This is a genomic window from Microbacterium sp. Marseille-Q6648, assembly GCF_943181415.1.
Classification (GTDB): domain Bacteria; phylum Actinomycetota; class Actinomycetes; order Actinomycetales; family Microbacteriaceae; genus Microbacterium.
Genome location: NZ_CALPBZ010000003.1, coordinates 296,169 through 310,430 on the forward strand (window position 1 = coordinate 296,169; position 14,262 = coordinate 310,430).

The window sequence follows — 14,262 nt, forward strand, 5'->3', positions numbered from 1 at the left end:
ATGCCGGGACCCCGCGAGATCGCGTGAGCCCCGGCATCCGCTCTCAGACGAGAGATTCGCGCCAGGCGGCGTGAAGCCTCGCGAACCGGCCGTCGCCGCCGATGAGGTTCTCGGGGGCGTCATCCTCGATGATCCGGCCGTGCTCCATGACGAGCACGCGGTCGGCGATCGCCACGGTCGACAGACGGTGAGCGATGATGATCGCCGTGCGGTCGGCCAGCAGCGTCTGCAGCGCATCCTGGATGAGCCGTTCGCTGGGGATGTCGAGAGACGCGGTCGCCTCGTCGAGGATCAGCACCGACGGGTCGGCGAGGAAGGCGCGGGCGAACGAGATCAGCTGACGCTGACCGGCCGAGACGCGGCCGCCGCGCTTGTTCACGTCGGTGGCATAGCCGTCCGGCAGCGCCTCGATGAACCCGTGAGCACCGACGGCGCGCGCCGCCGCCTGGATCTCCTCCAACGTCGCGTCGGGCTTGCCCAGCGCGATGTTGTCGGCGACGGTGCCGCTGAACAGGTACGCCTCCTGGGTGACCATGACGATCGCGCGACGGAGGTCCTTGGGGTGGAGCGACCGCAGGTCGACGCCGTCGAGGGTCACCCGGCCGGCGGTCGGGTCGTAGAACCGCGAGACCAGCTTGGCGAGGGTGGACTTGCCCGCTCCGGTGGTCCCGACCAGCGCGATCGTCTGCCCGGCCGGGATGTCGAGACTGAAATCCGGCAGGATGATGCGGTTTCGCGAGTACCCGAACTCGACGCCCTCGAAGCGGACGTGGCCACGGGCGCTCCACAGATCCACCGGGCGCGTGGGATCGGGCACGGTCGGCTCCTCCTCCAGCACGCCCGAGACCTTCTCGAGAGCGGCCGCGGCCGACTGGTAGGAGTTCAGGAAGAACGCGACCTCCTGCAGCGGCGAGAAGAAGTTCCGCACGTACAGCACGGCGGCCAGCAGCACGCCGACGGCGATCCCGCCGTCCACGACGCGGATGCCGCCCCACAGCAGCACGAGCGCGACGGACACCGAGGCGACGGCCATGAGTCCGGGCTCGAAGGTGCCGAACAGGCGGATCGAGCGCATGTTGACCTCGCGGTAGTCGCTCGCGAGCTCGCCGAAGTCGTCGTCGTTCCGCGGCTCCTTGCGGAACGCCTTGACGGCGCGGATGCCGGTCATCGTCTCGACGAACTTCACGATCACCTTCGCGCTGACCACCCGGGACTCGCGGTACACCAGCTGGGAGCGCAGGTAGAACCAGCGCATCAGCAGCATCAACGGGATGCCCATGACGGCCAGGATCACGCCCGACTGCCAGTCCAGCAGCAGCAGGGCGATCAGGGTGAAGCCGCCGTACAGCAGCCCCGAGACGAGCTCGTTGAGACCGCCGTCCAGCAGTTCGCGGATCGAGTCGAGGTCGCTGGTCTGACGCGAGATGATGCGCCCCGACGTGTACGACTCGTGGAACTCCAGGCTGAGCTTCTGGGTGTGCAGGAAGATGCGCTTGCGCAGGTCGAGCATGATCGCCTGGGTGAGCCGCGCCGTGACGACGACGTACCAGCCGATGAGGCCGGCGCCGCCCGCGGCGGTGACGAGGTAGACCACCACGACGCCGATCGTCGGCATCCAGTCCATGCGGTCGACGACGGCCGGCAGGGCGCGGTCGATGCCGAAGGCGATGAGCGCGGGCCCGGCCACGCGGAAGGCGGTCGAGACGATCAGCACGCTCGCGGCGAGGATCAGCTGACCCCGCAGCGGTGACACGAGCGACCCGAGCAGACGCAGCGAGCGACGGCGGATCGACCTGCTCTCGTCCTTGGTGTAGTCGGAGCGGTCTTCGCCGCTGGTTCCGGTGACGGTGGTGCTCACAGGTTCACCTCCCTCTCCCGCAGGCGGGCTTCTTCGACCTCGAGGCTCGAGATCACGTGTCGGTAGTGCTCGCTGGTGCGCAGCAGCTCGGAATGGGTGCCGACGGCGGAGACGCGTCCGGCTTCGAGGAGCGCCACGCGGTCGGCGAGGGTGACCGTCGAGGGACGGTGGGCGACGACCAGGGCGGTCGTGGCGTGGAGGACCTCCCGCAGGGCGTCTTCGACGAGCGCCTCGGTGTCGACGTCGAGCGCCGACAGCGGGTCGTCGAGCACGAGCACCGCGGGGCGGGCCGCCACCGCGCGGGCGAGCGCCAGGCGTTGACGCTGTCCGCCCGACAGGCTCATGCCCTCTTCGCCGATGATCGTGTCGACGCCGTGGGGCAGGTCGTCGACGAAGCTCGCCTGCGCGACCCCGAGCGCTTCGCGCAGCACCCGCTCGGCTTCCGCCGATCCCGGCTGCAGGTCCTCGCGGCCGAGCAGCACGTTCTCTCGCACGGTCTGCGAGAAGAGCGTCGCGTCCTCGAACGCCATGCCGATGTGCCGGCGCAGTTCGACCAGGTCGAGGTCCCGCACGTCGACGCCGTCCAGCGTCACGCGCCCGCCGGTCACGTCGTACAGGCGCGTCGGAAGAGTCGTCAGGGTCGTCTTGCCGGACCCGGTCAGCCCGACGAGGGCCATCGTCTCGCCCGGCCGGAGGGTCAGATCCACGCCGTCCAGGAGGTCGCGCTCGGTGGGCGCGGCATCCTGGTAGCGGAAGTGGACCCCCTCGAACGACAGCTCGCCGCGCGGCCGCTCGATCGAGACCGGTCGGTCCGGCGAGGTGATGGTGTTCTCCTCGTCGAAGACCTCGAAGATGCGGTCGGTGGCGGTGCGGGCATCGAGCATGAAGGAGAAGAGGAAGCCGATGGACTCCATGGGCCAGCGCAGCACCGTGCCCATCGCGAAGAACGCGATCAGCTCGGCGGTCTGCAGCTGCCCGAGCTGCACCAGGTAGATGCCGGCGCCCAGGCACAGCGCGAAGGCGATGTCGGGCAGGAGCACGAGCCAGAACCAGATGGCACCCACCGCGCGCGCCTTGCTCAGCTCGGTCTCGCGGAGCGTCTCCGCCTGCCGGGTGAACTTCTGCAGGGCGTGCTTGCCCCGGCCGAAGGCCTTGAGCACCCGGATGCCGTGCACGCTCTCCTCGACCGAGGTGGCGAGGTCGCCGGCCTGGTCCTGGCTCTGGCGGGCGAGGGTGCCGTACGCCTTCTCGAACCGGTACCCGGCGTACCACAGGGGCGCCGAGGTCACCAGGAAAATGGTGCCGAGCAGCCAGTGCCAGCGGAACAGCAGCACGGTTCCGACGAGGATCGTCAGCACGTTCACCACGAGCAGGACGACGCCGAACGCCATCCAGCGGCGGAGCATGCTCATGTCCTGCATCATGCGGCTGAGCAGCTGCCCCGACTGCCAACGGTCGTGGAAGGCGACGGGAAGCCGCTGCAGCCGCGCATAGAACGACTGTCGCAGCGAGTACTCGACCCCGGTGGCGGGGCCGAGCACGAACCAGCGGCGCAGCCACACCATGAGCGCCTCGGCGAGTCCCAGACCGAGGATCGCCGCAGCGCCCCACGCGATCTGGGCGAGATCGCCGGACGAGATCGGCCCGGCGACGACGCCTTCGAGCACGAGCGGGATCGACAGGGCCAGGAGCGACGCGATGAGCGCGCTCACGGCGCCCAGGACGAGGCGCGGCAGGACGGGCTTGGCGAACGGCAGGAGACGTGAGAGCGCGCGCAGGGTGGACAAATCGGACCGTGGCGTTTCGGCGGTGAGGGTCATGATCCTTGCAGAGAGGGTGGAGCGGATGGCCGGGTGGGGCCGGGAAGGCGCAGGGCGCAGTGGAGAGTGGAGTCCCGTCGGAGGGAACGCTCCCGGTGGCGGCGTTATGCCGGATCGGACCGGCGCCGAGGCAGGTGGAGGGCGACGCGGCGTCGCGCTCAGCGGGGAGCGATCACCCCTGGAGGCGAGGACGCCCGAGACCCGAGACGCCGCGGAGGGCGGCAGGGAGGACGACGCTCGCGACGACGGCGATCAGAGACATGGCATCCTCCTCGGGGTGGGCGGTGGTGTCGCGAGCGCGACAGCCCTCAAGCGTATGCCTGGGAGGATGCTGAACGCAAGCGCTTTCCGGAATCCGTTCGGCGCGGGGCTGCGAACGGATCAGTCCGCGGACTCGCGGGCGAGCAGACGCTCCTTGACCACGGTCCCCCACGCGAAGCCGCCGAGCGACCCGTCGGATCGCAGCACCCGGTGGCACGGCACGAAGAGGGCGGGCGCGTTCCGGGCGCAGATGGATGCCGCGGCCCGCACGGCGCGCGGCTGACCGAGCGCCGCCGCGAACGATGTGTAGGTCAGCGGCCGTCCGGGCTCGATGCGTCGCAATGCCGCCCAGCCCGCGCGCTGCAGCGCGGTGCCGGACTGCGACACCTCGACCTCGTCGAGCGCCACGAGATCGCCGGCGTAATACGCATCGACGGCCGCGGCGGCATCCGTCTCGCCGTCGCGCAGCGACGCGGGTCGACGCGCGGGATGCAGCCGGGCCAGGATCGCCTCGGGATCGTCGGTCCACCCCGACGCCAGAACCCGGCCGGCATCGTCGGAGAGGATGGTGAAGGGGCCGTCGGGGGTGGCGACGGTCTGCAGGGTGGCGGTCATGCGATGGACTCCTGGGTCTGCGCGGGCGGCGCCGAGCGCCATGCCCGGGTGACGGGGGCGGCGTACCAGAGGTGCGCCATGAGGTAGCTGCGCCACGGGGCCGCGCGCGGCGCCCAGGCGGTCAGCCCCGCGGCATCGGCGGGGATGCCGAGTTCGGCGGCTCCGGCGCGGGCGGCGACGTCACCGGGCAGCAGCACGTCGGGATCGCCGAGGACGCGCATTCGGACGTAGTCCGCCGTCCACGGCCCCACGCCGGGAAGCGCGAGCAGCGTGCGACGCAGCTCGAGCGGGTCGTCGCCCGGTCCGACCGCCAGCGTGCCGTCGGCGAGCGCGGCCGCCGCGGACAGGACCGCACGGACGCGCGCGGCGGGACCGCGCAGCACGTCGGCGCCGCGCTCGGCGATCGCCGCGGGTGTCGGGAACAGCGTCATCGGCCCGTCGGGCGTGTCGACGGTCTCGCCGAGAGCCGTCACCAGCCGTCCCTGCACGGTGCGCGCCGCCGCGACGCTGATCTGCTGACCGATCATGGCGCGGATGAGCATCTCGGCGGCGTCGACGGTGCCGGGCACCCTCACCCCTGGGACGCCCGCGACCGCAGCCGCGAGCTCGGGATGCCGCGCGAGCGACTCGTCGACCGCGAGCGGGTCGGCGTCGAGGTCGAAGAGCCTGCGGACACGCGCGATGAGCGTGCCCAGGTCGGAAAGCGCGGTCAGCTGTCCGCGCAGCCGCAGTCGGCCCGCCGCGTCCTGCCGCAGCTCGAACCACGCGGGGCCCCCCGGCAGGCGCACGACCCGCGCGAAGGCGTCCGCTGCCCCCGTCTCCATGCCCGGCACCGCGTGAGCGCGCATCCAGCCGAAGAGCCCGACCGTGTCGATCGGCCCCCGCACCGGGAGCACGAGATCGAGCGGCCCCGGCGACGGGGCACGGTGACGACGCGCGCGCAGTTCGGTGGGCGGCATCCCGAAGACCTCGCCGACCGTGTCGGTGAACTGCCTCACGCTCGAGAATCCCGCCGAGAAGGCGACGTCGGCGGCGGGCAGATCGGTTCCCACCAGGAGCATCCGCGCCGTGTGGGCCCGGTGCGCGCGGGCGAGCGCGAGAGGCCCCGCCCCGAGCTCGGCCGTGAGCAGGCGGGTCAGGTGACGGGGCGAGTATCCGAGCCGCCGCGCGAGCCCCGGAACGCCTTCCCGGTCCACGACGCCGTCCGCGATGAGGCGCATCGCCCGCGCTGCCGTGTCGCTGCGCAGATCCCACTCCGGCGAGCCGGGTGCCGCCTCGGGCAGGCACCGCTTGCACGCGCGGTATCCCGCCTCGTGAGCAGCCGCCGACGTGGCGTAGAACGTGACGTTGGCGGCCTTCGGCGTGCGTGCGGGGCAGCTCGGCCGGCAGTAGATGCCGGTGGAGCGCACCGCCGTGACGAACTGGCCGTCGAAGCGCGGATCGCGGGAGCTGATGACGCCGTAGCGCTCGTGGAAGGTCATCCCCCGCGCGCCGCCGGTCGTCGTGGGCGTTGTCATGCCCCTAGCCTGACACGCGTCCCCGACCTCGGCTGGCGGAAATCGGACACGGCAGCGCGCGGGCCTGCACAGCCCAGGGGTCCCCGCAAGCCCTCGGCGGCTGCGTCACCGGGCGCTACCGTGTGCACCATGAGTGCACGCGAATACGACCTGATCGTGATCGGCGCCGGTGCGGTGGGCGAGAACGTCGCCGACCGTGCGGTGCAGCGGGGGCTGACTGCCGTCATCGTCGAGGCCGAGCTGGTGGGGGGCGAGTGCTCGTACTGGGCGTGCATGCCGTCCAAGACACTGCTGCGCTCGGCCGCGGCCCTCCGCGCCGCGCGACGCGTCGGCGGGGCCCGCGAGGCCGTCACCGGCGACGTGGACGTCGCGGCCGTGCTCGCCCGGCGGGACGGCATGGTGCACGAGTGGAACGATACGTCGCAGGTGGAGTGGCTGAGCGGCGCGGGGATCGATCTGGTGCGCGGCCACGCGCGGTTCACCGGTGAGCGCGCGGTCACCGTGGTCGGCGCGGACGGCGCGTCGGTCGCCCTCGTCGCCCGCCATGCCGTGGCGGTGTGCACCGGCTCGGCCGCGCTCCTTCCCGACATCCCCGGGCTGCGCGACATCGAGCCGTGGACGAGCCGCGAGGCCACCAGCGTCCGCGACGTGCCGAAGAGCCTTGCGATCCTCGGGGCCGGTGTCGTCGGCGCCGAGATCGCCACGGCGTACGCCGGGTTCGGCACGACGGTGACCCTGCTCGCACGCTCCGGGGTCCTCGGCGGCATGGAGCCGTTCGCGGGCGAGCTCGTCACGACGTCTCTTCGCGAGATGGGCGTCGATGTACGGCTCGGCGCCGAGGTCGTGGCGGCACGCCGAGACGGCGGCAGCGCCGTCGTGACCCTCGACGACGGATCCGAGGTGACGGCCGATCAGGTGCTCGTCGCCACGGGCCGCACGCCGCGGACGAGCGACCTCGGCCTCGAGACCGTCGGGCTCGAGCCGGGCGCGTGGCTCGACGTCGACGACACGCTGCGGGTCCGCGGCAACGACTGGCTCTACGGCGTCGGGGACGTCACCCACCGCGCCCTGCTCACCCACCAGGGCAAGTATCAGGCCCGCGCCGCGGGCGACGTCATCGCCGCGCGCGCGAAGGGCGGCACGATCGATGACGGCCCGTGGGGGGCCCACGTCGCCACGGCCGACCACGACGCCGTGCCGCAGGTGGCCTTCACCGATCCGGAGGTCGCGTCGGTGGGGATGACGGCCGATGCGGCGCGGGATGCCGGGATCGACGTCCAGGTCATCGACTACGACCTGGCGAACATCGCCGGCGCCTCCACGCACGCCGACGACTACACCGGACGCGTGCGCGCCGTCGTCGACCGGGAGCGCGAGGTGCTCGTCGGTGTCACGTTCGTCGGCCCCGACGTCGCCGAGATGCTCCACGCCGCCACGATCGCCGTCGTCGGGGAGGTTCCGCTGTCGCGCCTGTGGCATGCGGTGCCGTCCTACCCGACGCTCAGCGAGGTGTGGCTGCGCATCCTCGAGGAGTACGGCCGCCCGACGCCCTGACGAGCGGCCGCCGACGGCTGCGGGAACCCGGCGTCAGTGGAAGAAGTGCCGCTCGCCGGTGAAGAACATCGTCACCCCGGCCGCGCGCGCGGCGTCGATGACCTCCTGATCGCGCACCGAGCCGCCGGGCTGGATGATGGCGCGGATGCCGGCGTCGATCAGCACCTGCGGTCCGTCGGCGAACGGGAAGAAGGCGTCGGATGCCGCGACCGATCCGGCGGCACGACCGCCGGCGCGCTCGACGGCGAGCTTGCAGGAGTCCACGCGGTTGACCTGGCCCATGCCGATCCCCACGGTCGCCGACGCCTGCGCCAGGACGATCGCGTTCGACTTCACCGCGCGGCACGCCTTCCACGCGAAGATCAGGTTCGTCATGTCGTCCGCCTCGGGGCGCTCGCCCGACACCAGCTCCCAGTCCTTCGCGACGGACTCGATGTCGTCGGGGAACCGGTCGGCGTCCTGCAGCAGCAGGCCGCCCGAGACCAGCCGGACGTCCATGCGCTCCTGCTGCCAGTCGGTGGGCAGCTGCAGCACGCGGAGGTTCTTCTTGAGGCGGAACAGCTCGAGGGCTTCGGGTTCGAAGTCGGGGGCGACGATCACCTCGGTGAAGATGTCGCGCAGGTTCTCGGCCATCTTGAGGGTGACCGTGCGGTTGGCCGCGATGACGCCGCCGAAGGCCGACACGGGGTCGCACTCGTGGGCGCGCAGGTGGGCGCTCGCGATCGGGTCGAGCGCCTGCGGCGCCGACACCGCGATGCCGCACGGGTTCGCGTGCTTGATGATGGCGACGGCGGGCTTGACCATGTCGAACGCCGCCCGAAGGGCCGCGTCGGCGTCGACGTAGTTGTTGTACGACATCTCCTTGCCCTGGAGCTGAGTCGCCTGAGCGATGCCGTGACCCCCCGTGCGCGTGTAGATGGCGGCGCGCTGGTGGGAGTTCTCGCCGTAGCGCAGGGTGGCCAGCCGCTCCGCCTTGATGGTGAGGTGCTGGGGCAGATCGCGCTCGTCCTCGAGCGTCTGGTCGGCGAACCAGGTCGCGACGGCGCGGTCGTAGGCGGCGGTGTGCGCGAACGCCCGCGCGGCCAGCTCCTTGCGCTGTGCGAGGGTCGTGCCGCCCGAGCGCAGCGAGTCGATGATCGCCGGATAGGACTCGGGCGAGACGACGATGGCGACGTTGGCGAAGTTCTTCGCCGACGCCCGCACCATGGCGGGGCCGCCGATGTCGATCTGCTCCACGACGTCGTCGCCCTGGGCGCCCGAGGCGACGGTCTCGACGAACGGGTAGAGGTTCACCACCACGAGTTCGAAGGCCTCGATGCCGAGCTCGCCGAGCTGCCGCTCGTGGTCTTCCAGACGCAGATCGGCCAGCAGTCCGGCGTGGACGCTCGGGTGCAGCGTCTTCACGCGGCCGCCGAGCGACTCGGGGAAGCCGGTGACCGTCGCCACGTCCGTGACCTCGTGGCCGGCCTCGCGGATCGTGGCTGCCGTCGACCCCGTCGAGACGATCTCGACGCCGGCCGCGGCGAGCGCCTGGGCCAGCACCAGCAGATCGGTCTTGTCGCTGACCGAGACGAGCGCCCGGCGGACGGGGACCTCGTCGCGGTGTCGATACAGAGCGGGATCGGTGGTCGGCGCGGCCATGCAGGCTCCTCGGGGTGGTGCGGTTCAGGGTTTAGGAGTCGCCGCGACCGCGTCGAGATCGAGGTCTCCGGTGGCGATGCGGTGGACGACGTCGATCAGCAGACGCCGCTCGACGGGCTTGATGCGTTCGTGCAGCGAGTGCTCGTCATCACCCGGCAGGACGGGGACGCGCTCCTGGGCGAGGATCGGACCCGAGTCGACGCCGTTGTCGACGATGATGACGCTGGCGCCGGTCTGGGAGACGCCGGCGGCGAGCGCGTCGCGCACGCCGTGCGCGCCCGGGAACTCCGGCAGGTACGCCGGGTGGGTGTTGATGATGTGCGGCGAGCGCGCGTCGACGAGCGATGCCGGCAGCAGTCGCATGAGCCCGCTCAGCACCACGAGGTCGGGGCGCCAGACGTCGAGCTGGGCACCGAGCTCCGCGCCCCACTCCTCACGCGAGTCGAAGCGCTCGTAGGGGACCAGGAACGTCGGGATCCCGTGGTGCTCGGCGTGCGCGAAGCCGTCCGCTTCGCGGTCGGCGCCGACGGCGACGACGTGGGCGGGGAAATCGGGGTCGGCCGCGGCATCCAGGAGGGCTCTCATGTTGGAGCCCGCGCCGGAGATCAGGACGGCGACGGTGAGCACCCGCACAGTCTACAAGCGCGTGCCCGCCGCCCCCGTCGGGTGCTCGTCCGGGGGACGCAGGGGCTCGATCGGCTCGGTGTCGAACCACGCCGGCCCCTGGGGGTCGCGCTCGGCGGCCTCGGGGACGCGATCCTCCCGGCGCCGGGGTGCCAGCAGCAGGATGCCGGCTCCGACGCAGACTTCGAGACCGACCGCGAGCGCCACGGCGCCCGGCTCCGGCCCGACGGCGGTCAGGCGGCCCGGTCCCATGCTCCCCGCGGCCAGCGAGGCCAGCACCGCTGTCGCGGCCGCGGCGACGACGGCGATGCCGCCGGTGACGGCGAGGCGGGCGGCGATGGGATCGTCGTCGTCCGGGCGGCGCAGCTGCGGCCCGATGCCGCGTGCGACGGCATCCTTCTCGAGCGCGATGAGCCGGGATCGGGCGATCCAGCCCGCCAGCGCACCGAGCGCGACCGGGAGCAGCGCGAGCAGAAGCAGCCATGGGGTGGTCGACTCGGGCACCGCGCCGAGAACGGGGATGCCGGGGATCACGCCCACCTGCGTCGCCGCCGGCGACACCGCCGTGCCGGCGCCGAGCGAGAATCCGGGTCCGGCGACGAACGCCAGACCCCAGATCGCGAGGGTGGGAAGGTAGGCCAGCTGGGCGAGGGTGATCACGGTCGCTCCGAGCAGATCGACGTTGCCGGCTTCGTACAGCCCGATGATCTCGGCGCCCCGTGTGAAGATCCCCACCGCCAGGACGAGGGCTCCCGCGCCCAGCAGCCCCATGACGGCGACAGCCGCGCCCCGCGCGACGAGCGCCGGGACAAGGCCCCAGCCGTGCGGGGCGGACTCGATGCGGTCGCGGAGACGGGCGATGGCGCCGGAGCCGGCTTCGCGCCATTCGGCGGCCACCGCAGCGATGACGCCGGGGATGAGGAAGAAGAGGGTCGGGTGCAGCACCGCCCGCCACGTGGCGGCGGTCACGACCGCCGACGTCGACGTGAGCGCGACGAGCGCAGACAGCGCCGCCACCACCACCGCACCGGTCACCACCCCGGTGACCCACGCCTCGGCGCGGGAGGCGCGGATACCCGACCGAGCGGCGAAGATCGCGGTGAAGGCCGCGAACGCGAGTGGCCCGAGCGAGAGGGCGAAGGACTCGGCGGACGGATCGACGCCCACCGCGGCGACGTACGCGCCGGCGAGCTCGACGTCGAGCGGCACGGCGTGGCCGAGCTGCCAGATGGAGGCGGCGGCGGGCCAGAGCGCCGCCCAGTCGGCGACGCCGCCGAAGGCCACGATCCACAGCAGGGTGAGCGGCGCGAGGGTCGCCGCGATGCCGACGGCCACCGCGATGGCGGCGTCGACGGCGGCGAGGAGGACGACGGTGAGGCGATGCATGCGCCATCGACCCTACCTGCGCCGGTGGCCGGTGCCCGGATGGCGGGCCGGGGTCCGCGAAGCGACTAACGTTCTCGTCGGAGGTCTCGAATGAGCAACACAATTCCGTCCACCGCGACCACGTCGACCGGCGCGCCCGAACCCCGCAGCCGGGTCGACCGGTTCTTCGAGATCACGCGACGCGGCTCGACCGTCGGCGCCGAGATCCGCGGCGGCGTGGTGACCTTCGTGACGATGGCCTACATCGTCATCCTGAACCCGATCATCCTCTCCAGCGGAGTCGACGTCGAAGGCGGCACCCTCGGGTTCCCGCAGGTCGCCGCGACGACCGCGCTGACGGCCGGCGTCATGACGGTGCTGTTCGGCCTGGTGACGCGCCTGCCGTTCGCCTTCGCCGCCGGCCTCGGCATCAACTCGTTCCTCGCCGTCTCGGTCGTCGGCCAGGTGACGTGGGCCGAGGCGATGGGGCTCGTGGTGATCAACGGGCTCATCATCGTGCTGCTGGCGGCGACCGGGCTTCGGCGCATGATCTTCGACGCCGTGCCCATCCAGCTGAAGCTCGCCATCACCGTCGGCATCGGGCTGTTCATCGCCTTCATCGGCTTCGTCGACGCTGGCTTGGTCACCGCCACCGGCGCGTCCTCTCCCCCGGTCGGGCTCGGCGTGGACGGCTCGGTCAGCACGGTGCCGACCCTCATCTTCGTCTTCACGCTGCTGCTGACCGGCGTGCTCGTCGCCCGGAAGGTGAAGGGCGGCATCCTCATCGGACTCGTCACCGGAACGCTCGTCGCGGTCGTGGTCGAGGCGATCTGGAACCTCGGGCCGAAGTTCGACGGCGATCAGGTCAACCCGGGCGGCTGGAGCCTGTCGGTGCCCGAGCTGCCGGGTTCGCTGGTCAGCGTGCCCGACCTGTCGCTGGTCGGCCAGATCTCGTTCGGCTCGTTCGAGCGCATCGGGATCCTGGCCGCCCTCATGCTCGTCTTCACGCTCGTGTTCACGAACTTCTTCGACGCCATGGGCACCATGACCGGGCTGTCGAAGGAGGCCGGACTCGCCGATGAGAAGGGCGATTTCCCCCGCATCCGCTCGGCGCTCATCGTCGAGGGAGTCGGCGCCGTCGCCGGCGGTCTCACCTCCAGCTCGTCGAACACCGTGTTCATCGAGTCGGGATCGGGCATCGGCGAGGGCGCGCGCACGGGACTCGCGAACGTCGTGACGGGTGGACTGTTCCTCGTGGCGATGTTCTTCACACCGCTGGTGTCGATCGTGCCGACCGAGGTCGCCGCCGCGGCGCTGGTCATCGTCGGGGCGCTCATGATGGCGCAGATCCGATTCATCGACTTCTCGGACTTCTCGGTGCTGCTGCCGGTGTTCCTCGCGGTGACCGTCATGCCGCTGACGTACTCGATCGCCAACGGCATCGGGGCCGGCTTCATCGCGTGGGTGATCGTGCGGGCGCTGTCGGGCAAGGCGCGGGGCATCAGCCCGCTGCTGTGGATCGTCGCGGCCGGCTTCGTGCTCTACTTCGCGCGGGGACCGCTCGAGGCGCTGCTGGGTTAGTCCGCGTCCACCGGCTCGAGCACGAAGACGGCGATGAGCCGGTCGGTCTTGGTCTGGTACTGGGCGTAGTCGGGCCAGACCTCGACCGAACGCCCCCACCATTCATCCCGCTCTGCGCCCTCGAGCTCGCGTGCGAGATAGTCGCGCTTGACGGCGCCATCCTGCAGCTCCACGAGCGGCTGGTGGCGCATGTTCGCCGCCCAGCGGGGCTCGTCGGGAGCACCGCCCTTCGAGGCGACCACGGCGTAGCGCCCGTCGTGCTCGACGCGCATCAGGGCGGTCTTGCGCAGCGCGCCGCTTCGCGCGCCGAGGGTCGTGAGCACGATGATCGGCACCCCGCGCAGGGTGTTCATCTCGGTTCCGCCCGAGGCTTCGAACACCTCGGCCTGCGTGCGCGCCCACTCCGAGGTGGACGGCTTGTACTCTCCGGTCAGCGGCATGGCTCCCACCATAACGTCGGCGGAACGACGAAGGGCGGATGCCGGGAGTTCGCACTCCGGCATCCGCCCTTCGTGGTGCGTTACAGCGACTCGATGATCTCGCGCATGAGCGTGGCGGTCTCGGACGGCGTCTTGCCGACCTTGACACCGGCGGCCTCGAGGGCCTCCTTCTTCGCCTGCGCGGTACCCGCCGAGCCCGAGACGATGGCGCCGGCGTGGCCCATGGTCTTGCCCTCGGGGGCGGTGAAGCCTGCCACGTAGCCGACGACGGGCTTGGTGACGTTCGCCTTGATGAAGTCCGCCGCGCGCTCCTCGGCGTCGCCGCCGATCTCGCCGATCATGACGATCGCCTTGGTCTCGGGGTCGGCTTCGAAGGCGGCGAGCGCGTCGATGTGCGTCGTGCCGATGATCGGGTCGCCGCCGATGCCGATGGCGGTCGAGAAGCCCAGATCGCGCAGCTCGAACATCATCTGGTAGGTCAGGGTGCCCGACTTCGACACCAGGCCGATGGGGCCCTTGCCGGTGATGTTGGCGGGGGTGATGCCCACCAGCGACTCTCCGGGGGTGATGATGCCGGGGCAGTTCGGACCGATGATGCGGGTCGCGTTGCCCTTGGACTGCGCGTAGGCCCAGGCCTCGGCGCTGTCGCCGACCGGTACGCCTTCGGTGATGACGACGAGCAGCGGGATCTCGGCGTCGATGGCCTCGATCATCGCGGCCTTGGTGAAGGCTGCGGGCACGAACGCGATCGACACGTCCGCCCCCGTCTTCTCCATCGCCTCGGCGACCGAGCCGAAGACGGGGAGTTCGACGCTGGCGCCGTCCTTGTCCTTGTGCAGCACCGTGGTGCCGGCCTTGCGCGCGTTCACGCCGCCGACGACGTTGGTACCCGCCTTCAGCATGAGCGCGGTGTGCTTGGTGCCCTCGCCGCCGGTGATGCCCTGGACGATGACCTTGGAGTCCTTGTTGAGGAAGATCGACATATC

At 71.5% G+C, this 14,262-nt stretch carries 11 protein-coding genes; 2 read left to right on the forward strand and 9 right to left on the reverse strand.

Features of this window, described 5'->3' with window-relative positions; all coding sequences use genetic code 11:
• Positions 1–43 precede the first annotated feature (43 nt).
• The 4 genes from NFR93_RS11555 to NFR93_RS11570 all read right to left on the reverse strand — a co-directional run bounded on the left by NFR93_RS11555 (position 44) and on the right by NFR93_RS11570 (position 6,071).
• Positions 44–1,858 (reverse strand): ABC transporter ATP-binding protein, encoded by a 1,815-nt coding sequence (locus tag NFR93_RS11555; RefSeq protein WP_251453394.1) that lies wholly within the window; start codon positions 1,856–1,858, stop codon positions 44–46.
• Positions 1,855–3,678: an ABC transporter ATP-binding protein gene (locus NFR93_RS11560; protein WP_251453396.1), complete on the reverse strand. Its 1,824-nt coding sequence runs from the start codon at positions 3,676–3,678 to the stop codon at positions 1,855–1,857. Before NFR93_RS11560 ends, NFR93_RS11555 begins: the two co-directional genes overlap by 4 nt.
• Before the next feature lie 381 nt (positions 3,679–4,059).
• Entirely contained in the window at positions 4,060–4,554 is a 495-nt protein-coding gene (locus tag NFR93_RS11565; RefSeq protein ID WP_251453398.1) for a methylated-DNA--[protein]-cysteine S-methyltransferase, read from the reverse strand.
• Complete coding sequence (locus NFR93_RS11570; RefSeq protein ID WP_285814594.1) at positions 4,551–6,071, reverse strand: AlkA N-terminal domain-containing protein; 1,521 nt, start codon at positions 6,069–6,071, stop codon at positions 4,551–4,553. Before NFR93_RS11570 ends, NFR93_RS11565 begins: the two co-directional genes overlap by 4 nt.
• 129 nt (positions 6,072–6,200) lie before the next feature.
• Between NFR93_RS11570 and NFR93_RS11575 the strand changes: the two genes are divergently transcribed.
• Complete coding sequence (locus tag NFR93_RS11575) at positions 6,201–7,625, forward strand: dihydrolipoyl dehydrogenase family protein (protein ID WP_251453399.1); 1,425 nt, start codon at positions 6,201–6,203, stop codon at positions 7,623–7,625.
• Between the two features lie 33 nt (positions 7,626–7,658).
• Here the strand turns inward: NFR93_RS11575 and purH are convergent, their stop codons facing one another.
• Genes purH through NFR93_RS11590 form a run of 3 tightly spaced genes read right to left on the reverse strand, consistent with a single transcriptional unit; the run spans position 7,659 to position 11,276 of the window.
• Complete coding sequence (purH, locus tag NFR93_RS11580) at positions 7,659–9,266, reverse strand: bifunctional phosphoribosylaminoimidazolecarboxamide formyltransferase/IMP cyclohydrolase (protein WP_251453401.1); 1,608 nt, start codon at positions 9,264–9,266, stop codon at positions 7,659–7,661.
• Between the two features lie 24 nt (positions 9,267–9,290).
• Positions 9,291–9,893 (reverse strand): phosphoribosylglycinamide formyltransferase, encoded by a 603-nt coding sequence (purN, locus tag NFR93_RS11585; protein WP_251453402.1) that lies wholly within the window; start codon positions 9,891–9,893, stop codon positions 9,291–9,293.
• Between the two features lie 9 nt (positions 9,894–9,902).
• A complete protein-coding gene (locus tag NFR93_RS11590) occupies positions 9,903–11,276 on the reverse strand; it encodes a cell division protein PerM (RefSeq protein WP_251453403.1) in 1,374 nt (457 codons plus the stop codon).
• Positions 11,277–11,366: 90 nt separating this feature from the next.
• Here NFR93_RS11590 and NFR93_RS11595 point away from each other — a divergent pair, with 90 nt between their 5' ends.
• Entirely contained in the window at positions 11,367–12,836 is a 1,470-nt protein-coding gene (locus NFR93_RS11595) for an NCS2 family permease (RefSeq protein WP_251453405.1), read from the forward strand.
• On the opposite strand, the gene NFR93_RS11600 is transcribed toward NFR93_RS11595, so the two are convergent.
• Together NFR93_RS11600 and sucD are read right to left on the reverse strand one after the other, a co-directional pair.
• Positions 12,833–13,276, reverse strand: a complete 444-nt coding sequence (locus tag NFR93_RS11600) for a nitroreductase family deazaflavin-dependent oxidoreductase (protein ID WP_251453407.1) — start codon at positions 13,274–13,276, stop codon at positions 12,833–12,835. The genes NFR93_RS11595 and NFR93_RS11600 overlap by 4 nt on opposite strands.
• Positions 13,277–13,356: 80 nt before the next feature.
• Positions 13,357–14,259 (reverse strand): succinate--CoA ligase subunit alpha, encoded by a 903-nt coding sequence (sucD, locus tag NFR93_RS11605; protein ID WP_251453413.1) that lies wholly within the window; start codon positions 14,257–14,259, stop codon positions 13,357–13,359.
• Between the last annotated feature and the right edge of the window lie 3 nt (positions 14,260–14,262).